This is a genomic window from Variovorax sp. OK212 (genome assembly GCF_900112425.1).
In the GTDB taxonomy this organism is placed as follows: Bacteria; Pseudomonadota; Gammaproteobacteria; order Burkholderiales; family Burkholderiaceae_C; genus Variovorax.
The window spans coordinates 531,788-554,296 of the sequence record NZ_FOLP01000004.1 but is presented as its reverse complement, the minus strand read 5'-3'; the positions used below and the strand labels follow the sequence as shown (position 1 = coordinate 554,296).

At 70.9% G+C, this 22,509-nt stretch carries 12 protein-coding genes; 4 read left to right on the top strand and 8 right to left on the bottom strand.

From position 1 onward, the window contains the following. Positions 1 to 36: 36 nt before the first annotated feature. The 4 genes from BM004_RS16210 to phnD (BM004_RS16195) form a co-directional block, all read right to left on the bottom strand. Positions 37 to 957 (bottom strand): hypothetical protein, encoded by a 921-nt coding sequence (locus BM004_RS16210; protein WP_143072633.1) that lies wholly within the window; start codon positions 955 to 957, stop codon positions 37 to 39. A gap of 13 nt (positions 958 to 970) precedes the next feature. Next, the gene (locus tag BM004_RS16205) at positions 971 to 3,469 is read right to left on the bottom strand and encodes a type VI secretion system Vgr family protein (RefSeq protein WP_093214827.1); all 2,499 of its coding nucleotides are present in this window, start codon (positions 3,467 to 3,469) and stop codon (positions 971 to 973) included. A gap of 135 nt (positions 3,470 to 3,604) precedes the next feature. Further along, positions 3,605 to 4,681, bottom strand: a complete 1,077-nt coding sequence (phnD, locus tag BM004_RS16200) for a phosphate/phosphite/phosphonate ABC transporter substrate-binding protein (RefSeq protein WP_371269704.1) — start codon at positions 4,679 to 4,681, stop codon at positions 3,605 to 3,607. Then, positions 4,678 to 5,712 carry a phosphate/phosphite/phosphonate ABC transporter substrate-binding protein gene (gene phnD, locus BM004_RS16195; RefSeq protein ID WP_093127029.1) on the bottom strand — a complete coding sequence of 345 codons (1,035 nt, stop codon included), beginning with the start codon at positions 5,710 to 5,712 and terminating at the stop codon, positions 4,678 to 4,680. The genes phnD (BM004_RS16200) and phnD (BM004_RS16195) overlap by 4 nt, the downstream gene beginning before the upstream one ends. A 173-nt stretch (positions 5,713 to 5,885) precedes the next feature. Here phnD (BM004_RS16195) and BM004_RS16190 point away from each other — a divergent pair, with 173 nt between their 5' ends. From BM004_RS16190 to BM004_RS16180, 3 genes are all read left to right on the top strand, one after another. Then, positions 5,886 to 7,784 carry an ATP-binding response regulator gene (locus tag BM004_RS16190; protein ID WP_093127031.1) on the top strand — a complete coding sequence of 633 codons (1,899 nt, stop codon included), beginning with the start codon at positions 5,886 to 5,888 and terminating at the stop codon, positions 7,782 to 7,784. Positions 7,785 to 8,004: 220 nt separating this feature from the next. Next, entirely contained in the window at positions 8,005 to 9,015 is a 1,011-nt protein-coding gene (locus BM004_RS16185) for an ABC transporter substrate binding protein (RefSeq protein ID WP_256219917.1), read from the top strand. 74 nt (positions 9,016 to 9,089) lie between these two features. Then, positions 9,090 to 11,027, top strand: a complete 1,938-nt coding sequence (locus tag BM004_RS16180; protein WP_256219916.1) for a hybrid sensor histidine kinase/response regulator — start codon at positions 9,090 to 9,092, stop codon at positions 11,025 to 11,027. Between the two features lie 54 nt (positions 11,028 to 11,081). Here the strand turns inward: BM004_RS16180 and BM004_RS16175 are convergent, their stop codons facing one another. After that, positions 11,082 to 12,059, bottom strand: coding sequence for a GlxA family transcriptional regulator (locus tag BM004_RS16175; protein WP_093127039.1), 978 nt, complete (start codon positions 12,057 to 12,059; stop codon positions 11,082 to 11,084). A gap of 100 nt (positions 12,060 to 12,159) precedes the next feature. Between BM004_RS16175 and BM004_RS16170 the strand changes: the two genes are divergently transcribed. Beyond that, positions 12,160 to 12,795, top strand: coding sequence for a cysteine hydrolase family protein (locus BM004_RS16170; protein ID WP_093214819.1), 636 nt, complete (start codon positions 12,160 to 12,162; stop codon positions 12,793 to 12,795). A 17-nt stretch (positions 12,796 to 12,812) separates the two neighbouring features. On the opposite strand, the gene BM004_RS16165 is transcribed toward BM004_RS16170, so the two are convergent. Genes BM004_RS16165 through BM004_RS16155 form a run of 3 tightly spaced genes read right to left on the bottom strand, consistent with a single transcriptional unit; the run spans position 12,813 to position 22,220 of the window. Then, positions 12,813 to 18,263, bottom strand: coding sequence for a two-partner secretion domain-containing protein (locus tag BM004_RS16165; RefSeq protein WP_093214816.1), 5,451 nt, complete (start codon positions 18,261 to 18,263; stop codon positions 12,813 to 12,815). A gap of 2 nt (positions 18,264 to 18,265) precedes the next feature. Beyond that, positions 18,266 to 20,002 (bottom strand): ShlB/FhaC/HecB family hemolysin secretion/activation protein, encoded by a 1,737-nt coding sequence (locus BM004_RS16160; protein WP_093214812.1) that lies wholly within the window; start codon positions 20,000 to 20,002, stop codon positions 18,266 to 18,268. Positions 20,003 to 20,036: 34 nt separating this feature from the next. After that, positions 20,037 to 22,220 carry a CHAT domain-containing protein gene (locus BM004_RS16155; protein ID WP_093214809.1) on the bottom strand — a complete coding sequence of 728 codons (2,184 nt, stop codon included), beginning with the start codon at positions 22,218 to 22,220 and terminating at the stop codon, positions 20,037 to 20,039. Between the last annotated feature and the right edge of the window lie 289 nt (positions 22,221 to 22,509).

The window sequence follows — 22,509 nt, the reverse complement described above, 5'->3', positions numbered from 1 at the left end:
TCGGTTAGAAAAGCGTGCAGAGATGGATCGTTTGAATCAGGACCAATAGCGGCGAAGGGCTCGCAACCTGTCGGCCAACGGCTGCTGCGTCAGAAGGGCCCGGTCGATGCGGCCCTGCAGTTCCGGGAACTGCTCGAAGGCCGGAAACCGAAGCGTCTCGACCACATAGGCGGCAAGGTCCTCCGGTTCGCGCAAGCCGCGCAGGCGGGCGCGTTCGAGCGCCACGAGCACCTGCGCCATCGCGTCGTCCGGCAAGGGATGGCGAAAGCCTTGCCATGCCATCAGGCTTCGATTGACGGCCTCTGCGTCGGCGACGAGCCGCCAATGCGCCACGTTCAGCCGCAAGGATTTGCTTGCAGCCAGCCCCGGCCGGCCATGCAACAACCGCAGCTTGAAGTTGGTGTCGAGATAGATCCAGTGCGCGATGCCTGTCAGTTGCTGCGCCCAGTCGATGGCGGATGCCTCGGCCCACAGTTGGGACGGATTCAGCAGCGCCAGCACACGGCGATCGGCCAACCGCAGGTAGCGACCGGTGCGAGCGCTGTCGCTCGCCACGAGCAATGCGCCCAGTTGTCGCGCCAGGGCCGGGCCACCGTTCTCGGCATGCGGCTGGAGCCACCCGCCGATGCGGTAGGCACCGCTGCCGTTGAGGCAGGCGCACAGGTGCTCATGGGCGGCCCACTCGATGCTCCGGGCCAGCAGCGGGTCTTGCGCACCCTTGAGTTCGATCAGGTAGGGCCACTGCGCGGCGGGCACTTGCGTTCCGTCGTTCGGCAGCGGATGGCGCGGGTGAGTGTCGATCTGCGGTTCCACGTCGCCCAGGAAGGGATCGATCAGCAGATACACGGCGCCGTCGTGCAGTTGCTCCCGCAGGGACGATTCGAGGGCCTCCAGAAGTGCCTGCGGTACATCGCTCCATGGCCATGCGGGAACGGTCTCGCTCGAAGGTGTTTGCATTGCCGACGACATCTCAGATCGTCCCCGTGCCGCCGGCCACCGCCTTGCTGTCCGAAGGCGAGCAGCCTTCGTAGGTTTGCGGACTCGATGGAGAACTGGCCGGCCCCAGCTTGGCATGGCTCGCCGCATGCTCCACCCACCCGCCCAAGGTGCCGTGCAGGATGCCCGCGCTGCTCCACTCCGTGAAGCTGCCTGCGCCGTTGACCACCACCTTCACCGGTGCCGAGATGCGAACCTCGTTGGTGGTGCTGGTGATGCGCACCGCTTTCTTCGCGGTCAGGTCGATCCTGTCCTTGTGTGCCTCGATCTGCACCTTGCCGTTGCCGGCGATCCACTTCATGCCGCTCTTGAGCGCGAACAGCCGGATGCCGTCCTTGGCGCTGACCAGCAGGCGCTTGGCGGCGCTGAAGCTCGTGTGGCCTTCGCTGGTGAGCGCGACGTGTTCTCCGGCTTGCAGATGCAGGCTGCCCGTCGTGGTGGCAGCGATGCCCGCGGCGCTGGCGAGCACCAGCTGCGGTTCGTCCAGTTCGGGGAAGCGGCCTCCGGATGCATGCCCACCGCTGCCTTCGATGGCGTTCGCCTGCGCCTCGAGTGCCTTGGCGACAAGGGCCTGATCCTGTCCACCGTCTTGCAGCTTCGCAGCCGCCGCCGCCTCGGCCAGCCCGTCGTGCTGCCCGCATGCAGCTTTCAATCGGCTGGCCGTCTCGCCCATGTCCTTGGCATGGCGTGCCGCCTCCGGCCGCGCCTCGGTGGTGATGAGCAAGCCGTCCTGCGCGCGCAGCACGCCGTGCCCGTCGGTGCGCAGCTCGAACCCCTCGCCCCTGGGGTCCTTGCGACCCGCGTTGTCCTCCACCCGCGTGATGAACCCCAGGCTCAGGCTCGAGCTCTGGTGGTCGCTCTTGAGCTGTGCCTGGATCCGGCCGTCGGTGTCGTCCATCAGCAGGTGGTTGGAGCGGCCCGCCGCGCCGTTGCCGCCGCCCTTGGTCAGCTCCCGGCTTCGAAAGCCACTCAACGCACCCTGGCCGGGCAACTCCCACGGCGGCATGTTCACCTGGTTGTGCACGTGGCCCGTGCAGATCGGCAGGTCCGGGTCGCCGGAGAGGAAGTCGACGATGACCTCCTGGCCGATGCGGGGGAGGTGGATGCCGCCCAGCTGGTTGCCCGCCCACGGTGAACTCACGCGCAGCCAGCAGCTGCTGTGCGGGTCTGCGTTGCCGATGCGATCCCAGGGGAACTGGACCTTGATGCGCCCGAGCGCGTCGGTCCAGATGTTCTCTCCGGCAGGCCCGACCACGAGCGCCACTTGCGAGCCGCCTGCGCGCGGCTTGGGCTGGGTGAGTGCGGGGCGAAGGGCTTCGGTGACGGGGTGGGCCGTGAAGTCCACGCGGACCTGCCACTGCTGCTTGCGCTCGATCGCTTCCTTGGCCTGGCTGTCCTGGGCCACGTCTTCGATCAGCAAGCGGGTGGAGAGGAGCAGGTACTCGGCGTTGGCGGATTCTCTTGGGTGCTTGTGCAGCTTGAAGGTGCGCCCGGGCACCATGCCTCTCAGGTTGCCGCTGGCTTCGGCCCTGGCGCCGTGCGTGCGAAGGGCCTGCATGCGCAGGACCGCCAGCAGGTCACCTTCACTCCGAGGATCGTTGCCGGCAGCGCTGCCCGCGTTGGGTTGAACGCAGTGGCTGCCGGAATTGGAAGCGTGCCATTCGTAGACCTCGCCATCGGCATGCCCTGTGGGCCGGGGATCCTTTCGACCCACACCCAGATCGGCTCTCGGCCGGGTGTAGTCGTAGTCCCGTGTCGCATACCTCCCGCTGGTCAGGCGGCTCGCGGGCACGAAGCTGTGGATGTACTCCGCATCGATCTTCCAGCCCGGGGCGTGGTACTCGACCTCTCGATAGGCCGCAGTGTCGGCCTGCCCATACGCCCCCATCGCATCGCAGAGCACCAGCCGGTGCTTCCCCCGCGAATGTTCGAAGTGGTAGCTGATGCCCCATTCCTGGCACAGCCGGCTGAAGAAGGCGAAGTCGCTCTCGTTGAACTGGGTCTGGTAGTCGCGCACCGGGTAGGTCTCGACCAGCCGCTTGTCGACGGGAAACGCGTAGTCCGCCAGCAGCGCATCGAGGGTCTGCACCACGGTCTGATTCTGGAAGATCCGGCAGTCGGTGCTCAGCGTGGCCAGGTGCAGCCAGGGGCGCAACGTGAGCTTGTACTGAACGTGTCGGCCTTCTTCACCCCAGAGCGCCGCATCGGTGATCAGCGCGTTGATCTGACGAAAGCCCGAGGCGCCGTCGTCGAGTGCGATCTCGCAGCCGATCTCGCGGCCGACGAATGCATCGAGATCGAAGTCTGCAGCCATCGATGCATCAAGGTTCAATGCATCCGGCGTCTTGAGCAGCAGCTCGTACTCGAAGAGGTGGTTCAGCCCCTCATGGCCCGAGAGGCGAACGGGTGCCAGCGCCGGGCGGCCAAGAACAACAGGGATTGCAGGAGAGTGAACCAGCAGCGTGCGCGACATCGACGACTTCCATCTCGGAAACACAGTCGCGGCAGTTTGCGGGGCCCTCGCCGCGCGCACTGCAAACAATGGTCACGCCGGCCGGCTTGCGGTCACAGAGGCTGAAAAAACGCGGGATATGTCATGGCCACGCCGTCACCGGCCGGCGCGCAACACCTCGACCTGCTCCGCATAGGTCTTCTCGATGCGCTGCAGCCGCTGCTCGCGGGCAGCCTCGTTGACCCACGACGCGGCCATCGCGCGCTGCCGGCCCAGCTCGTGCTCCAGCCGCGCTTCGGGCAGCAGGGCGCTGTCGTCGGCGGCAACGTAGCCGTACGCCGCGCGCAGGGTCTTCAGCACTTCGCGCTCGGCATTCACGCGCGTGCCCTTGCCTTTTCCGTAGCCGGTCAGGAAGGCCTGCAGCCGTGCCTGGAACTCGGGCGGGTAGTCGCGCCGCACCACCATCGGCGCGCCGGGCGGCGGCTCGGACTGCCAGATCACCTGGAGCCGCTCGGCCTCGACCGGGAACTGCTGGCGGAAGCGCTCGAAGTCGGTGGTGTTGTTGGTGGCAACGTCGGCGTCGCCGTTCGCCACGGCCAGCGCGGTGGCCTGGTGGGTGCCGACGAACTCGCTGCGAAAGCGCGTCTCCATCTCGATGTTGTGCGGCAGGAAGAGCTGGCTCTGCGGCACGACGAACCCGGTGACCGAGCGGCTGTCGCCGCGCGCGAGCCGCCATTTCTCGGGCTGCGCGAGCAGGCCTTCGAGCGTGTTGAGCGGGCCGGCCTTGCGCGCCAGCAGCACGGCGCGGTGCTCGGGCACGTCCGGGTGCCGCGCGATCTGCGCCACCACCTTCATGCGCCGCTGCATCACGGCGTCGAGCGCCATCTTGGCCGACAGGAAGGCCATGTCGATCTCGTCGCGGCCGATGGCGCGGTCCAGCTCCTCGTACGACGGCACCGAGTAGGCGCTCACCGGAATGCCCAGGGTACGGCTCATGTCGGCCATGAGCGGCGTCCACAGCGCGCGCGACTCGACGGTGCCGCCCAGCGGCAGCACGCCGAAGCGGATCAGCTTGACGGAGGCGGTCCCCGCCTTTTCGGCTTTGTCGGCTTTGTCGACTTTCTCGGGCAGCACGATCACGCCCTGCGCCGCCGCCGGCACGTGCCCCGCCAGCAAGGCGCCCGCCAGCGCAAGGGCCTGCAGCAAGGCCGGCAGGCAAGACCCGCGCTTCAAGGCGACACGTCCTTCAGCACGCCGACCTGCTCCGCATACCCGCTCTCGATGCGCTGCAGCCGGGCTTCGCGCGCGGCGTCGTTCACCCACTGCGCGGTCATGGCGTTCTGCCTGGCCAGCTGGTAGGCCAGCCTGGCGGCGGGCTGCAGCGAGCTGTTGTCGGCGGCAACGAAGCCCGCCAGGTCGTGCAGCGACTTGAGCACCACGCGCTCGGCATCGCCGCGCGCGCCCTTGGCGCGGCCGTAGCCGGTCAGGAAGGCCTGCACGCGCTTGCGCAGGTCGGCCGGGTACTCGCGCCGCACCACGATCTGCGCATGCGGGATCAGCTCAGACTGCCACAGCACCTGCAGCCGCTCGGCCTCGGCCGGAAAGCGCAGCCTGAAGCGCTCGAAGTCGGCGGTGTTGTTGGTGGCCACGTCGGCCTCGCTGTTGGCCACGGCCAGCGCGGTGGTCTGGTGGGTGCCCACGATCTCGCTGCTGAAGCGGGTCTCCATCGCGATGTGGTTCGGCAGGAAGAACTGCAGCTGCGGCACGATGAAGCCCGACACCGACTGCCGCTCGCCGCGCGCCAGCCGCCAGTGCTCGGGCTGCTCCAGCAGGTTCTTCAGCGAGTTCAGCGGCGGCGCCTTGCGCGCCAGCAGCAGCGCCCGGTAACCGGGCAGGCCGTCGTGGCGCACCACCTGGGCCACCACCTTCATGCGGCGCTGGGTCACGGCGTCGAGCGCCATCTTTCCGGACAGGAAGGCCATGTCGACCTCGTCGCGCTGGATGGCCTGCTCCAGCGCCTCATAGGAGTTGACCGACAGCACGCTCACCGGCCGGTTGATGGCGCGGCTGAGTTCGGTCAGCAGCGGGTCCCAGTCGCTGCGCGACTCGAAGGCGCCGCCCAGCGGCAGGATGCCGAAGCGCACCGGCCCGTCCAGCGGGCTGACCTGGGCCGTCGCCCACAGCGGCAGCCCCATGAACAATGCGGTCGCCAGCGCGCGCAAGGCGGCGGGCAGATCGGTAAACCGGCGCAAGAAAGCCTGCATTTGTGAACCGAAAGACATAGAGCCGTTGCGCATCGGCGGGTCTAACATGGCGGCGCGGACGTCATTAGATATCAATTGCTAACAATCTTCGTGATGTTTTTCCTGTCTTCCCCGTTCAGAAAGAGACTCCCAAGCTCGGCCTCCACCCGACGCCGCCGCCGTCCGCCGCCCTCATGAACTGGAACTTCCGCGTCCTTCGCAGCCTGGCCCGCCTGACCTTCGCCCAGCAGCTGATCCTGCTGGCGCTGGTGCCGGCCACGCTGGCAACGCTGGCGGCCATCGCGGTGCTGACGCGCCAACACCTGGGCAACCTCACCGAGCTGATGCGCGCCAATGCGCAGACGGTGGCGCTGCAGGTGGCCACGGTGGCGCAGGCGCCGCTGGCACGCATGGACCGCCGCGCCCTGCAGCGCACCGCCCAGTCGGGCACCTACCAGCCCAACGTGCAGCAGGTGCAGATCTGGACGGAAGACGGCGAGATCGTCGCCAACTCCGAGACCATGGACCGCGCCCGCGGCGAAGGCCTGCAGGTGGTGGTGCCCATCGTGAGCGACGACGGCCGCCACAACGGCAAGGTGATGGTCGAGATGAGCCTGGCGGCGGTGCAGAACGCGCGCCGCTCGGTGTGGTTCAACGTGGGGCTGGTGCTGGCGATCAGCATGATCGGCGTGGGCCTGGCGGGCTGGTGGGCGGCCCGGCGCATCAGCGAGCCGATCCGCGCGCTGGGCCAGGCGGTCGACCGCCTGGGCGCGGGCGAGGACGCCAGCGTGGCCATCGAGGGCACGTCGGAAGTGCGCCACCTGCAGCACGGCTTCAACCAGGCCGCGCGCGCGCTCGCGGAAAGCCACCGGCTGCTGCAAAGCCGCATCAACGACGCCACGGCCGAGCTGGCGCGCAAGAACGCGCAGCTCGAGGTGGCCAGCCAGGCCAAGACCCGCCTGCTGGCCGCCGCCAGCCACGACCTGCGCCAGCCGCTGCATGCGCTCACGCTGTTCTCCGACGGGCTGGCCAACGGCGAGACCGACCCGGTGAAGCTGCAGCGCATCGGCCACATCCGCGAGTGCGTCGATTCGCTCGACCGGCTGTTCTCCGAGCTGCTGAACCTGTCGCAGCTCGACGCGGGCGTGCTGCAGCCGCAGTGGATCGACTTTCCGCTGGACCGCCTGTTCGACGAGATCAGCCGCAACTTCCGCCCGGTGGCCGAGCAGCAGGGCCTGCGGCTGGTGGTGCGCAAGACCGAGCTGTGGGTGCGCTGCGACTACGTGATGCTCTCGCGCATCCTGAACAACCTGGTGTCGAACTCGCTGCGCCACACCATCGAGGGCGGCGTGCTGATCGGCGCGCGCCGGCGCGGCAAGGGCGTGCGCATCGACGTGGTCGACACCGGCGTGGGCATCGCCCGGCAGCACCAGGCGCGCGTGTTCGAGGAGTTCTACCAGGTGGAGCCCACCGGCCGGCAGGCGGCGCGCGACAGCCGCGGCACGCGCGGCATGGGCCTGGGCCTGGCCACGGTGCAGCGGCTGGCCGAGCTGCTGAACACGCGCGTGGAGCTCAGCTCGCGCGTCAACAAGGGCACCTGCGTGCGGGTGCTGGTGCGCTCGGCGCCGGCCGCGCTGCCGCCGTCGGCGGTGTCCCCCGCGGTCGCCGCCATCGAGGAAGAGGAAAGCCTGGCCGGCGTGCGCATCCTGGTGATCGACGACGAGCGCACCATCCTCGAAGGGCTCACGGTGGTGCTCGGTAACTGGGGCGCGCAGGTGATGCCCGCGCAGACGCGCGCCGAGGCGCTGTCGCTGGCCGACGGCTGGGCGCAGCCGCCCGACGTGGTCATCAGCGACCTGCTGCTGCAGGGCGGCGACAACGGCCTGGACGTGATCGGCGCGCTCGAGCGCCACCCGCGCGGCATCGGCGCCGGCACCGCGCGGCTGCTGGTGACGGGCGAGACCAAGCCCGACCGGTTGCGCGAAGTGGCGAGCGCGGGCATCACCGTGCTCTACAAACCGGTGTCGCCGCGCGTGCTGCGCCAGGCGATCCAGGCGCAGCGCGCGGCCGCGGCGCTGGCGGTAGGTGTGTAGGTAGTGCGTCGGAGATAGGCCGAGCGGCTGCCAGCATGTGAAATTCGTCACGCTGGCAGGCCTTGGCCGACGTTGACATAAGCCCTCCGCCTTATCGCGCGAAGCGGGGCCCGTCCTTACATTGGATCATCGCCCCTCGCTGCGGACGCAGTCCATGTTTTTTGCCGTGAAACCCACCTTACAGCCCCTCTTCGGAAGGCTGTGCCAAGCTGCCCGCGCCATGCCGGTGGTGCTGGTGCTGGGTGTCGCCGGCTTCGGCGGGAGCGCCTCTGCCGCCGGCCTCACGGTGCTGATGGGCGACGACGCCGCGGCGTCCTCGGAGTTCGTGCAGCAGCTGCGCGCGGACCAGGAGCCCGGCGGCAAGTTCGAGCTGGTGCGGCTGGCGCCCGGCGGCGCCGACGCACAGCCACAACAGCAGCAGACCGCCGAAGCGGCCAGCACCGACACCGAGCGCGCCGCCAACGCAGGCGTGCGCACGCGCAGCCTGCGCAGCGCCGCCGACGCACCGATCACCATGGCCGTGGGCCCCGCCGCCGCGCGCGCCGCCGTCGAGCGCCCGGGCCAGGAGCCGCTGGTGCTGGCGATGCTCAGCCGGCTCGAGTACGAGTCGCTCAAGGCCGCCAGCCCCGCCCTGCGCCGCAGCGACCGCCGCGTGGGCGTGCTGCTGCGCGATCCGGCCATGGCCGACCAACTGGCGCTGATCAACGCGGTGCTGCCGCAGAAGCGCCGCATCGGCGTGATCGCCACCTCCGAGTCGGAGCCGCTGGTGCGCGAGCTGCAACGCGCGGCCCAGGGCGCCAACCCGGCCTGGGACGTGCGCGTGGAATACGCGCCCGACGCCACCTCGCTGGCCACGGCCCTGCGCCAGGTGGTGCCGCTGAGCGACGCGCTGATGGTGCTGCCCGACCTGATCGGCGACAACCAGGCGGCCACGCTGTCGGTGCTGCGCGCCGGCGCGAGCGCGGGCCTGCCGGTGTTCGGCGCCAGCGAGGGGCTGGTGCGTTCGGGCGGTCTCGCCGCGGCCGTTTCGACACCGTCGCAGCTCGCGCAGCAGGCGCGGCTGCTCGGCCAGAAGGTGGCCAGCGCCGGCACCGCAAGCAGCAACAACGCGCCGCTGGTGGAAGCGGCCACACCCGCCACCGTGCGCGTCAACGCCACTGTGGCACGCGGGCTCGGCCTGCGGGTGCCGGAGGAACGGGAGCTCACCGAGCGGATTGCGGCGCCGCGATGAGCACCGTGCCGCCCTCCCACGGGCCGGCAGCCGCCGGGGCGAACGGCGCCGGCACGCCCGTGCCCACCCCTGTCATGTCTCCAGCGATCTCGCCGGGCCTGTCGCCCGCCCCGGCGCAGTCGCCCCACACCCTCGTCGTGCGGGGCAACCTGCAGCGCGACCTGTTCCGCCTGGGCGTGGTGCCGTGCGCCGCGGTGGCGCTGGCGCTCACCGGCTGGTTCACGCACAACCGGCTGCAGACGCTGGAAGCCGCCTTCGACGCCGAGGGCCAGGCGGTGGCGCGCCAGGTGGCGGCCATGTCCGACCTGAGCCTCTACGCGGGCGACCTGCCGGCGCTGCAGAACGTGGCCAATGCCGCGCTGCGCGGCGGGCAGGTGACGCGCGTGGAGATCAGCAACAGCGCCGGCGTGTACGTCACGGCCGGGCCCAAGACCACCTCGCTGGCGCAGCTGCGCATGTTCACCTCGCCGGTCACGCTGCGCGAAGCCTCGCGCGCCAGCGCCTTCGCGCCCGCGGGCTCCACCGCGGCGGGCGACACGCCCATCGGGCTGGTGCAGACCTTTCGCGACACCACCGCCTACGCGCGCGAGCGCAGCCGCTCGCTGTTCGCGGGCGTCGGCATCGCGCTGGTCGCGCTGATGGCGGCGTGGGCCTCGGTGCGCCACATGGCGCGCACGGTGGCGCGGCCGCTGCGGCGCGTGTCGCGCACCGTGGCCGCGCTGGAGGCCGGCCATTTCGAGGTGCGCTGCGACGTGGTCGAGGGCGGCACGCGCGGCACGCACGAGCTCGCGGTGCTCGCGCACGACATCGACCGCCTGGCCGAGCGCCTGCAGAGCAACCGCCAGATCAGCGAAGACCGCGTGCGCGAGGCCACCGCTGTGGCCCTGCAGCGCATGGCCGAGGCCGAGCAGGCCGCGCTCTCGCGCGCGCGTTTCCTGGCCGCGGCCAGCCACGACCTGCGCCAGCCGCTGCACGCCATGGGCCTGTTCATCGACGGCCTGCTGCCGGGCGCCTCGCCCGCGCAGCGCCCGGCCGTGCTGCGGCTGCAGGAAAGCACCGAGTTCATGGGCGTGCTGCTCGACGACCTGCTGGAAATTTCGCGGCTCGACGCGCAGGTGCTCACGCCGTCGATCGCCAAGGTGTCGCTGGCGTCGCTCTTCGACCAGCTCGACGCGCAGCACGCCGCCACCGCCGCCGAGGCCCGCGTGCGGCTGCGCTGGAGCGACCGCGGCCTGGCGGTGCGCACCGACGCGTCGATGCTGCAGCGCATCGTCGGCAACCTGGTGGCCAATGCGCTGCGCCATGCGCCCGAAGGCGGCAGCGTGCTGGTGGCCGCGCGGCGCAGCCCGGCCGGCGTGCGCATCGAGGTGCGCGACAACGGCGTGGGCATCGCGCCCATCCACCAGGGCCGCATCTTCGAGGAGTTCTACCAGGTGGCCAACACCGAGCGCGACCGCCGCCGCGGCTTCGGCCTGGGGCTGGCCATCTGCGCGCGCATTGCAGCGCTGCTGGGCACGCGCATCACCGTGCGCTCGGCGCTGCAGGCGGGCAGCACCTTCGCGTTCACGCTGCCGGCCGCGCGGCTGGCCGACGTGGTGCCGCCCGAGCCGCCGCCGCTCGCACCGGCGCCGCTGGCCGGGCTGCGCTGCCTGGTGGTGGACGACGACCCGGCCATCCTCGACGGCAGCCGCACCTTGCTGGCGCAATGGGGCTGCGAGGTCGAATGCGTGACCACCGGCGCCGAGGCCATCGCGCGGCTGGGCACCGGCGACCTGCATTACGACGCCGTGCTGTGCGACCTGCAGCTGGCGGGCGACGGCGACGGTGTCGACGTGATCGACGCGGCCAAGCGCCTGCAGCCCGACGCGCTCGCGGTGCTGGTGTCGGGCGCCACCGGGCCCGAGGTGCTGCAGCGCCTGCGCCATGGCGGCGTGATGCTGCTGACCAAGCCGGTCGCGCCGGCCAAGCTGCGTGCGCTGCTCACCACGCGGCGGCAGTTGCACGTCGGCTGAACGAGCCGGTCAAGTCGCTCGCGCCGATCACGCCGATCACGCCGCTCAGGCCGCTCAGGCCGGCGCGTCGGCCCGCGAGAACTGCCGGCGGTACGCCGTGGGCGACACCTTGAACGCCGACATGAAATGCTTGCGCAGCGACACCGCCGAGCCGAAGCCCGCGCCGGTCGCCACCTGCTCGACCGCGTGGTCGGTGGTCTCCAGCAGCCGCTGCGCCAGCGCCAGGCGCTGGTTCTGCACCCACTGGCCGACGGTGGTGCCGGTGGATTCGCGAAAGCGCCGCGTGAAGGTGCGCCGGCTCATGAGCGCGCGGCGCGCAAGCGCGTCGAGTTCGTGCGGCGTGTCCAGGTGCCGGCCCAGCCACTCGAGCAGCGGCGCGAGGCGGTCGCGCTCGGCCGCAACGGGCACGGGCTGCTCGATGTACTGCGCCTGCCCGCCCTGGCGGTGCGGCGCGACCACCATGCGGCGCGCGGCGCGGTTGGCGGTTTCGGCGCCGTAGCGCACGCGCAGCAGGTGCAGGCAGCAGTCGATGCCCGCGGCCGTGCCGGCCGACGTGAGCACGCTGCCGTCGTCCACGTACAGCACCTCGGGCTGCAGCTGCACCTGCGGGTACTGCCTGGCGAAGGCCGGCGCCAGCTTCCAGTGCGTGGTGGCCGGGCGGCCGTCGAGCAGGCCGGCCTCGGCCAGCACGAAGGCGCCCAGGCACAGGCCCACCACGGTGGCGCCGCGCCGGTGGGCCGCCTGCAGCGCGCGGATGAGCGCGGGCGGCGCCGCGCTGCCGTCGTCGCGCCACGAAGGCACCACCACGATCTGCGCGCGGCGGATGGCCTCCAGCCCGTGCGGCACCACCAGCGTGAAGCCCGCGTTGGTCTGCAGCGCGCCGGGCTCCGGCGCGCACACGCGCATGCGAAAGCGCGGCGCGCCGCTCTCGGTGCGGTCTTCGCCGAACACCATGCAGGGCACGGACAGGTGGAAGGGGCTGATGCCGTCGAAGGCGACGACGGCAATGGTTTCGATGGCCGGAGTGCGCATGGCCCGATCTTATCGATGAATGGCTTTCGGGCCACTGTCAAGAACCGGGGCGAAGGCGAAGAATCGAGGCATCCGAACCGCCACAGAGAAGGAGCCCTCCATGAGCAACGACAACACCGCCCCGCGCCGCGCCCTCGTCGTGATCGACGTGCAGAACGAGTACTTCGAAGGCGGCGGCCTGCCCATCGAGTACCCGCCCATCGACCGCACCCTGCCCAACGTGACCAAGGCCATGGACGCCGCCCGCGCCGCCGGCACGCCGGTCGTGGTGGTGCGCCACCATGCGCCCAAGGGCGCGCCGGTGTTCCAGGCCGACACGCACAACGGCCAGCTGCACCCCGAAGTCGCGAAGCGGCCGCACGACCACCTCGTGACCAAGGCCTTCCCGAGCGTGTTCACCGGCACCGACTTCGCCGACTGGCTTGCAAGCCGCGGCATCGACACGCTGAGCGTGGCCGGCTACATGACGCAGAACTGCAACGCCTCCACCGTGTTCGAGGCGATGCACCGCGGCCTGAGCGTGGAGTTCCTGGCCGACGCCAGCGGCGCGCTGCCTTACGAGAACGCCGCGGGCAAGGTGAGCGCCGAGGAAATCCATCGCGTCTTCAGCGTGGTGTTCCACAGCAACTTCGCCGCGGTGACCACCACCGACGCATGGATCTCCGCCATGCGCGAAGGCCAGGTGATTCCGAAGGACAACGTGGTCATGTCCAACCGCCGGGCGCGCGGCCTCTGAGCTGTCTCTGAGCCTCTTCAGAAGTCCGCGCAGCCGTTGCGCTTCTCGGTGTCCACGCAACTCGAGAGGTTGGGCCGCGAGCGCACGCGCGACCATTCGCGCGCGAGCACGTCGGCGCCCTGCACCGCGCGGTCGCCTTCCAGCGGCCCCGTGGCAAAGCAGATCGGCGGCGGGCCGATGTTGCGGTCGTACACCCAGGTGGCCGGCAGGTCGCGCAGCGTGTCGGGCCGCGGCAGGTTGGGCAGCCCGCCGACGAACAGGTTGCCGGGCACCACGTTCACCGCATAGCCCTCGGCCGAGGTGAACATGCCGTTGATCGGGTACGCGCCCTGCGGGCTCGACTGCAGCGCGGGCGAGAACAGGAAGCCGGCAAAGCCCGCGCCCGTGTCGCCCAGGATCAGCCCGCCGACGAGGTAGCTGAACAGCGGATTCGGATAGCCGAAGGGCCGGCTCGCGCTGCCGATGAGCACCGTGGCCACCGGCTGCTGCGCATAGATGAAGTGGTTGGCGCCCGCCGGAATGCCGACCGTGCACAGGCCCGAGTAGGCGCAGTGGTACAGGTTGGGGTAGATGCCTGAGCCCTGCAGCCCGCCGCGCGTCTCGCCCACCCAGGTGTCGGCCCACACGCGCCACGGCGCGCCGCCGATCGAATAGGCGCCCAGGTTCTGAAAGCGCGAGCCCGCCACCAGGTCCACGCCGTTGGTGCTGCTCACGTTGGTGCCCAGCAGCAGGTCGCCGCTGAGGGTGCGCACGAACACCGTGTCGGCCGCCATGGAAGTGGCCGACTCGGCCTGCGGCGCATTGCCCGCGGCGTCGTAGCCGGTGACCGACACCGAGCCCAGCTGCACCGTGTCGACATCGACGTAGCGGAACGCCCCTGCCGCGCCGCCGCCGACGGTGGCCGCGCTGACGTTGTTCGCCGCCTGGTCGAGCAGCACGCTGCCGCCGGTGGAGCGTGCCATCAGCGTGCCCGCGGTGATCGGCGCGCCGGCCGTCTGCGTGATGTTGCCGCCCGAGAGCAAGCCGATCTTCGCCGCCGTGAGCGCGCCGCCGAGCTGGATGTTGCCGCCACCGCCGTTCTGCAGCGTGAGCGCGCCGGGCACGGTGAGCGGACCCACCACGTCGATGTCGGCCGCGTGCGCGTTGCTGCCGGCCACGATGGTGGGCGCGTCGAGCCGCGCGAACTCGGCGCCCGACACCGCGAAGCCCGTGGCCGCCGTGCCGCCCAGCGCGATGGGGTTGGCGGTGCGGTCCACGGCGTTGCCCGCGGCGTCCACGCCGCCGGGGCGCAGGTTCAGCACGTTGCCCGCGCGCACGCTGCCGGCGATCGCCAATGCGTCGGTGGTGCCGTTGTTGCTGGCGCGCAGCACGACGTTGTTGTTGCCGTCGACCCGCCCGCCCGTGGCGATGGTCACGCCCGTGCCGTTGGCCTGCGACTCGCCTGCGATGTCGATGCTGCCCACGCCCAGCGTCGTGACGAGGGCCGTGCCGGCCACCAGCACGCCGCCCGATGGCGCCTCGAGCGGCCCGGGCGTCACCAGGCCGCGGATGCCGATGTTGCCGTCCACGCTGCGCACCACCGTCGCGCCGGTGATGTCCACGCTCTGCACGGACAGCTGCGACTGGCTGTAGGTGTAGCTGGCGCCGATGCCCACGATGTCAATGTCGCCGCTCGTCGTGAGGATCTGGCTGGCCGCCGTGCCGTTCTGGATGCGCACGCCGTCGCCGTGCTGGCCGATGCCCGTGATCGCGATGTCGCCGGTGCTGCTCTGTAGGGTGACGCCGGTGAGGTCCACCGTCGGCACCGTGTTGAAGATCGTCGGCGGCAGGCTGCGCTTGCCCGAGATCTGCACGAAGCCGCCGGGCCCGCCGTCACCGAGCGCGGTGGTGCGCGTATCGATCTTCGCGCCGTTCAACGAAATGGCCGACCCGCTGCTCGGACCGGCGTCGGCATTCATAGTGACGTTGCCGCCGTTGGTATTGATGATGCCGTTGTAGTTGATCGTGCCGCCCTGCCCGCCCACGCCGGCGTTGAACACCACGTTCAGCGCGCCCGAGTTCGACTGGATCTGCGTGGTGCCGTTGAAGGCGTTGATGCTGTGCGCCGCATCGAGCTCGAAGGTCAGCGGCGCGGCGCCCTTGCTGCGCACGATGGACGCGTCCGCCGCGAACGTGATGTTCCCGTCGACCGCATTGCCGCCCGTGCCGGTGGTGATGGTCACGCTGGTGCCGCCGTCGAGCGCGTTGTTGATGTCGCCGTCCTGCACGGTCGAGTTGGCCAGCGGGTCGAAGGGGTTGCCCGTGAGGCTGCCCGACGCGACGCCGTGCGCGATGTTCACGTTGAACGGGTCGATCACCCAGCGCCCCGCCGTGCCCACGGCCGCCGAGGCGTCCACCCGCAGTCCCAGCAGCGCGAAGTGGGGCGACGAGGTCTCGATGGTGCCGCCGTTGCCTCCGGCGCTGCCGCCGCGCGCCGACAGGCTGCCGTAGCCGCGCAGCGTGTCGCCCGCGATCACGTTGATGGTGCCGCCGTTGCCCGTGGCCGACTTCGCGTCGGCGCGCAGGCTGGCGCCGGCACCGATGGCGATGGTCTGCGTGGCCCGCACGTCGATGGTGCCGGACTGTCCCGCGCCGCCAGCGTCGATCGTGGGCAGCGTGTCGTAGGCATCGTCCAGCAGCACGTTGCGCCCGCGCAGGGCAACGGTGCCGCCCGCGCCGCCGGTGCTGGAGACGTCGAGCACGGCATCGGAAGCCCTCGCGCCCACCAGCCCCGGCCCCGAAGGGCGGCTCAGCACGCGCGCCACGCGCACGTCGCCGCCGCGCCCGTCGAGCGTCACGCTGCCGCCTTCGGCGCGCACCGACTCGCCCGCCTCCATCGTGAGCTGCACGGCGGTCACGTCGTTGCCCTGGGTCACGGTGCCGCCGTTGTCGACGACGAAGCTGCTACCCCCCGCCGTGCCCGAGATCGAGACGTCGCGCCCCTTGCCGGCCGAGATGTTGCCGCCCGCGATGGACACGCCGTCGCCCGCGCCGAAACCCAGGCCGGTGCCGCCGTTGGCCGCCGCCGCCGAGGTGACGAAGGCCGTGCTCGCAAGCAGCCCCTGCGTGTCGCTGCCGGTGCCGTCGATGCTCACGCGCCCGCCCGCCGCGATGGTGGCGCTGCGCAGCATGACGCCCGCGGTGTTCGCCGCCGTCACGTTGGGCGCGCCGCTGCTGCTGGGCACGATGGTGTCCGCGTACACCGCCACGGGGTCGTCGGTGGTCCAGCTGCGCGAGCTGCCGGTGATGTTGACGTCGCCGGTGCCCGTGCGAAGCGTGGTGTCGCCGGCCTCGGTGCTGCCGAACAGCACGCCGTTGGCGCGGATGCCGCCCCGGCCCTCGATGCCGATGTTGCCCGCGCCGGTGGTCAGCGCGCTGCCAAGCACCACCACGCCGTCGGAGCTGATGCGGTAGTTGGGGTCCGCGCCCGTGTCCTGGCTCACGCCCTGCCCGCGCAGGGTGATCGCGCCCGTGCCGCCGCATGCGCCGCTGGCCGTTGCACAGGTCGACAGCGAACTGCCGCTCAGCGTGATGCCGGCCTGCCCGGTGTAGAAGGTGTCGTCGAGGTTGATGACGCCGCCCGTGGCATAGCCCGTGTCGGCATTGCCCTGGCCGTAGAAGCGGATGTTGCCGCCGTTGGTGGCAATGGAGGCGGAGTCCAGCTGGATCGAGCCGCCGAGTTCGGTGTTGCCCGCATTGGCGTCGAAGTCCACATGCAGCGCGCCCGCGGTCGAACGGATCGACGAGTCGTTCAGCATGCGAATGTCGTGCAGCGAGTCCACCGTGAGGCGCGCGTCGCGCCCCTGCGACTTGACCACCGCCGCGCCGTACTGGAACACCACGTCGTGCGTCTCGCCCTCGATCGAGCCGGTGGCCAGCCTGACGTCGATGGCGCGCCCGAGCGCATCGCCCAGCGCCGCCGCGCTGACGCGCGTGCCGTCGACGGTGCTGCCGTAGCCCACCGCGTCGTACGCGGGCACGGTGCTGTCGACGTTGAGGTCGCTGCGCGCGCTCACGTTCCATTTGCCGTTGGCTCCCGTGGCGCCGCCCGCCGCGTCGATGCGCGCGCCGTCGCTCACTTCGAGCACGTTGCCCGAAGTGCCGACGGTGCCGCCCGCGCCGCTGCCCGCGCCACGCGCCGCGATCTCGCCCGAGATGTGCGTGTGGCGCGAATCGATGTCCACGGTGCCGCCGGCGCCATTCGCACCCGCCGTCCCTGTGGCGTTGGCACCGATCTTCGCGTCCGGCGCCATGTTGACGGCAGCCACGCCCTTCACCGACACCGTGCCGCCGCTGCTGCCGCTGGCGTCCGCGCTCAGGCCGGTCATGCGGATGTAGTCGCCGCGCGCGGTGATCGAGCCGCCCGCCGCACCCGCCTCGCCGGCACTCGCATCGAGCGTGCCGCCCAGCAGCATCTCGCTGGTTTCCAGCGCCGAGCGGCCGGTGTCCAGCACGATCTCGCCGTTGCGCGAGCTCAGCGAGCGCGCCCGGATCACGCCGGTCTGGCTCACCACGAGCTGGCGCGCATCCACGTCGGACGCGGCCATCAGCACCACGCGCCCGCCGTCGGCCGCGATCCTGCCGCTGCCGCTGTTCATGACCTGCGCGGTCGCGCTCTTGTCCACCGCCTGCAGCTCCGCGAGCTTGAAGGTGGTCTGCCCGTCGGCCGGGATCTTGAAGGTGGTGAGGCCGTCGCCGTCGAAGTCGAGGTTCAGCGTGACCTTGCTGGCCGACACCAGGCCGACCGAGCCGCGCGCCACGTTGATGTCGCCCTCGTTGCGCACCGCGCCGCCGAGCAGCGCCACGGTGCCGCCGGGCGAGGTGGTGGTGATCGACGCGCCGCCTTCCACCTTCACCTGCGCCACGCTGCCCGAGGACCCGACGAAGACCAGCTCGTCGTTCCTGCCGAAGGCCTTGTCCATCGAGCCGGCCGGCATGAACCTGTCGTCGGCGATGTCGAGCGTCGAGGCCACCAGCCCGCCCACGCTGACCGACGCGCCCTTGCCGAACACGATGCCGCTCGGGTTGATGAGGAACACGCTGCCGCCCGGCAGGTTCGGATTGCTTGCCAGCGAGGTCCTCAGCGTGCCGTCGATGCGCGAGGCGAGGATGGTGCCGCCGTCGCCCACCACCCGGTTGAGCAGCACGGCGCGCGTGCTCGGCTGCGCGATGTTGACCGTGCCGCCGGCGCCGATCGAGAAGGTCTGCCAGTTGACGATGCCGCGCTGGAACGGCTGGCTGATGTTCATCACGCCGGCGCCTTGCGTCATCGTGACGCCGCCCGCGACTGGCATGAAGCCCGACGGCAGCACCTGCGCCATGGCGGGCGCCACCCCCGCGCAGATCAGCGAGAACGCGATGGGGCGCAGTTGCAGGCGCCGCGGCAGCCGCCGCGCGGGTTGCTGGAGAGTTTGCTTGCGTTGCTTCATGGTCAGAACGCCTTGATGAGCTGCACGTAGAGCCGGGGGTTGCGGCCGCCGCCGTCGGTCAGCGCGGGGGCGGTGCCGTCGCGCCAGGCGAGCGTGGCGTTGATCGAGAAGTTGCCCGGCCGCGACCAGCTCAGGCCCACGCCGTAGCCGCGCAGGCTGTGGCTGTTGATGCCGTCGAAGGCCGTCGGGTTGCGCACGATCTTTCCGTGCGCCGCGTCGTAGAACAGGAAGGGCGTGAGCTCTTCGTTCACCGACCAGCGCCACTCGGCCGTGCCGATCAGGCCCTGGTCGACCAGCAGTTCGCCCGAGGGGTAGGCGCGCACCGCGCGCGCGCCGCCGAGGGCGAGCTTTTCAGAGGCGTCCAGGTTCTTGCTGGCCCACTGGCCGCCCACCGACAGGTACAGCGAGTGGCGCGGCACGATCGACTGCAGCCGCGAGAACTGGAAGCTCAGCTTGGTGAAGCCGCCTTCGGTGCGGTGGCCCGTGATGCTGCGGTCGAAGTCGCGGCTCTCGGCGTCCTTGATCGACAGGTTGCCGTGGTACAGCGTGCCCGAGCTGGCCCAGTAGCCGCCGCCCAGCAGCTCGTCGCGCCGCTCCCAGCTCCAGCCCGCGCTCAGGCCGTTGACGCGCTTCTTCGAGGTGAACTCGGCCGCGCGCAACTCGTCGGTGAGGTCCTTCACGTCGATGCCCAGGCGCAGGAACAGGTTCTGCTGGCGCTGGCGGATCAGCGGGTAGTTCAGCGAGAAGTCGAGCACGTTGGCGCGACCGCGCGCATCGAGGTCGACGAACTGCCCGCCCAGCTCGTAGCTCACGCGCGACAGGCCGATGCCCGCGCGCAGGCCGCTGGTGCCGATGGGCGCCTCGTAGGCGATGCGGCCGAACTGCAGCGCGTTGCTGTCGGAGACCATCACGCGCATGTCGAGGTTGTCGCCGATGCCGAAGGGGCTGAGCCAGCGCGCCGTGCCGCCCACGCGGTAGCGGCCCGACTCCTTGGTGCCGTGGTTGTCGGCTTCGGCCGTGAAGGCCCAGCGCGGCGCGGCCGCCACCTCGACCGACAGGTCCGTGGTGCCGGCCTGCGCGCCTTCCTGCAGGCCCGAGGACACCTTCACGCCCGGCTGGTCCGACAGCAGCAGCATCGCGCGTTCGTACGCGGGCGCGCTCACGGCCTCGCCGGGCTGCAGCGGCGCCAGGAAGCCGCGCACGCGCGACTCGGCCATCGGCGCGTCGGGCGCGACCACCACGTCGACCTTGCCGAGGCGGCCTTCGATCACGCTGATCTCGACGATGCCGTCGCGCACCGTCTGCACCGGCACCACGGCCTGCGCGAGAAAGTAGCCGCGCTCCTTGTAGCGCGCGGTGATCGCCTTCGCGAGTTCCTCGAGTTCGGTGAGCGTGACGTCGCGCCCGATGTAGGGCGCGGTGATGGCCTGCAGCTCTTCGTTGCTCAGCGCCTTCACGCCGTTGAGGCGCAGGTCGGTGAGCTTGAACGAGGCGCCCGTGGGGCGTGGCGGCGCGGGCAGGCTCTGCGGGGCGACGGCGCCAGCCTGGGCCAACGGCCTGTCGCACGTGCCGCACGGGTCCTTGATGGGGAGCAGCGCGGCGGCATCTGTCGTGTCGGTGGCTCCGGCCTCCGCTGCATGCGTGCGCGGGGCGGTGAGCAGCATCGTCGCACCCAACAGGGCCGTGACGGCCAGGGCGATCTGCGTGGACCGTTGGCGGGCGCGCGTGTCAGTGGCCATGGCAGTCGTTGTTTTCAGTGAGGGCCGCAACATCTCAGCCCCCCACCGTCAGGCGCCAGTTGCCGATCAGGTTGAACGGCGCCCAGAAGAAGGGATGGGACATCTTGGGATCCTTCAACACCGCGAGTTGCCCCGCCTGCATGGCCTTCTGGATGTCGCGGCCCTTGGCCAGCTCGCCGTACAGCGTGCCCATGAGCACGGCGGTGGCGTCGTCCGACACCGGCCACAGCGAAGCGATCAGGCTCGAGCTGCCGGCCGAGAGGAACGAGCGCGTGAAGCCCAGCACCTCGTCGCCCTGCGCGATGCGCCCCAGCCCCGATTCGCAGGCCGACAGCGTCACCAGCGCGGTGCCGTCCATCGGCAGCCCGAGGATCTCGTGCGCCTCCAGGAAGTTCTGCTTGCCGCCTTCGTTGGCCAGCAGGATGCGCGAGTACAGCGGATCGACCGCGTCGGCCTCGGCATGCGCCGCCACGTGCATCAGCGGCGAGCGCGCGGCCACTTCGCGGAACTGCGTCTTGGTGGCGGCCGCGCCCATGTACAGCGTGCTGCGCGGGAACAGCTGCGCGAGCTGCTTCACTTCGGTCTCGGCGCCGGGCAGGTCGTACTTGTCCTCGATGCGCGGGTTGCCGAACGCGACGAGCGACGCGTTCACGCGCGGCGTGCGCTGCGCCAGCTGCACCGCGATGCTGATCGACGGCGCCACCGCCACCGGGTGCGTCTCGATGACGTAGCGGCCGTCCAGCCGCAGCGCCTGGAACGGCAGGTAGTGCAGCGGCCCGTGCGGCACGATCACCAGGCGCTGCCCCGGCGCGAGCCCGAGCGGGCCGAGCAGCGCGGCACCGAGCTTGTCGGCATTGGCGATGGCCGTGCGGCGCCCGCGCACGATCGAGTTGCGGAAGGTCTCGACCAGCTCGTTGAGCTCGTCGCGCTTGACCGCCACCGTCTTCTCGGAAATGTTGTCGGGGCCCACGACCCACACCACGAGGCGGTCGGGCAGCGAATGGAACTGCACCACGCGCTCGTCGGCCGCCAGCGTGCGCTGCAGCGTGGCAAGGTCGACGGTGTTGGCGGCCTGGTCGTTGATCTTCGCGCGGCCGCGCACCGCGTCGAGCAGCGCGCGCGAGCGGCTGTGCTCGCTCACCTCGAAGGCCTGGCGCGCGTCGCCCGCGTCGCTGTAGATGGCCACGCCGCGCTCGAACACCGTCTGCAGGTCCGAGAACAGGCCCATCTTGAATTCCTCGCTGCGGAACTTGGCGCGCACCTTGTCGACGTCGCCCAGCGCGCGGCCCACGGCTTCGGCCGCAGCCTGCTTCTGGCCCAGCGCCAGTTCGCTGCGCGCCACGCCGTCCCAGGCCCAGAGGCGGTAGTACTCGGTGTCGACGCCGACCTGGCGCGCGGTGAGCGCGCGGTACATGTCGCGCGCCTCGCCCGGCTTGTTCTCGGCCAGCAGCAGGCGTGCGCGCGTGCGGTCGAGCTGCGCGGTGAGCGGCGCGTCCTTCGGCGGCGCCATGGTGCCGAGCACCTCGCGGGCACGCACGGGGTTGCCCGATTCGATCAGCGCGTTCACCAGCGAGGCCTGCACCAGCGGCGAATAGCGCGGCGAGCTGTTGGCCAGCGCCTCGTCGTAGCTGAGCACCGCGCCGGCAAAGTCGCCGCGGCGCGTGCGCACGTCGCCGATCACCTTCTGCACCGGGCCGACCACCAGCTTGGGGTCGCGCGCCTGGTGGCGCAATGCTTCGCGGGCGAACTCCTCGGCCTTCTCGAGCTGGCCCGAGTAGCTGTAGACGATGGCCAGGTCGCGGTTGGCCATGGCCATCAGGTTCGGGTCGTTGGTGGCGTTGGCCAGGTGCAGCGCCTTGCTCGCGGCGCGCACGCTCTGGCGAAACTCGCCGGCCTCGGCCAATGCGACGGCCTGGCTGCAGTACTGGTAGCCCGACAGCTTCACCGCGTCCTGCCCGTAGAGCACGGCGCCTTCGCTGGTCAGCGCCAGCAGCGTGTCGGTGTCGTCGAGCCGGGCCTGCTCCATCTTGCTGGCCGCGGCCTCGGCGTTCGACTCCGCCTGTGCCGGCGCCTGGCGGGGCCGTGACTGCTGTTGCTGCTGCGCCGATGCCGAAGGACCGAAGCCCAGCAGAAGAATGCCTGCCAGGCCGAGCGCGCCTGCCGCAGCCGCACGGCGACGTGCAGGGCGCTCCCATCCCCATCTTGAAAACCAAGCCATTGGACCCCCGCATGCGGCCCATGGCAGCCCGCCGGAAGCGGGCCGTCGGCGCTGCAGAAGTGCGCGCCGTTCAGGCCTCGTGGGGAAAGTCTAGGAGCGGGGCTGGAGCGCGCCTATTCGCAATACGGTCTAGCGCGAATGGACTACGGGGTGCACGTGACACATGAGACAGCGCGCCGAATACGTCGCGGATCTGCCCTCGGGGGCTGCACGAGTGACGATTGTTTGCAGTGCGTGCGGGACGCTCCTCGCAAACTGCCGCGACCTCCTCTCCTGTCAAGGAAGTCGT

What these genes read in the sequence shown, in the direction of transcription:
- BM004_RS16185 (WP_256219917.1), top strand. Translation starts at nt 8,005, where the DNA reads ATGCCGGTGGTGCTGGTGCTGGGTGTCGCCGGCTTCGGCGGGAGCGCC.
- BM004_RS16210 (WP_143072633.1), bottom strand. Translation starts at nt 957, where the DNA reads ATGCAAACACCTTCGAGCGAGACCGTTCCCGCATGGCCATGGAGCGAT.
- BM004_RS16175 (WP_093127039.1), bottom strand. Translation starts at nt 12,059, where the DNA reads ATGCGCACTCCGGCCATCGAAACCATTGCCGTCGTCGCCTTCGACGGC.
- BM004_RS16160 (WP_093214812.1), bottom strand. Translation starts at nt 20,002, where the DNA reads ATGGCCACTGACACGCGCGCCCGCCAACGGTCCACGCAGATCGCCCTG.
- BM004_RS16155 (WP_093214809.1), bottom strand. Translation starts at nt 22,220, where the DNA reads ATGGCTTGGTTTTCAAGATGGGGATGGGAGCGCCCTGCACGTCGCCGT.
- BM004_RS16170 (WP_093214819.1), top strand. Translation starts at nt 12,160, where the DNA reads ATGAGCAACGACAACACCGCCCCGCGCCGCGCCCTCGTCGTGATCGAC.
- BM004_RS16205 (WP_093214827.1), bottom strand. Translation starts at nt 3,469, where the DNA reads ATGTCGCGCACGCTGCTGGTTCACTCTCCTGCAATCCCTGTTGTTCTT.
- BM004_RS16190 (WP_093127031.1), top strand. Translation starts at nt 5,886, where the DNA reads ATGAACTGGAACTTCCGCGTCCTTCGCAGCCTGGCCCGCCTGACCTTC.
- BM004_RS16165 (WP_093214816.1), bottom strand. Translation starts at nt 18,263, where the DNA reads ATGAAGCAACGCAAGCAAACTCTCCAGCAACCCGCGCGGCGGCTGCCG.
- phnD (WP_093127029.1), bottom strand. Translation starts at nt 5,712, where the DNA reads ATGCAGGCTTTCTTGCGCCGGTTTACCGATCTGCCCGCCGCCTTGCGC.
- BM004_RS16180 (WP_256219916.1), top strand. Translation starts at nt 9,090, where the DNA reads ATGTCTCCAGCGATCTCGCCGGGCCTGTCGCCCGCCCCGGCGCAGTCG.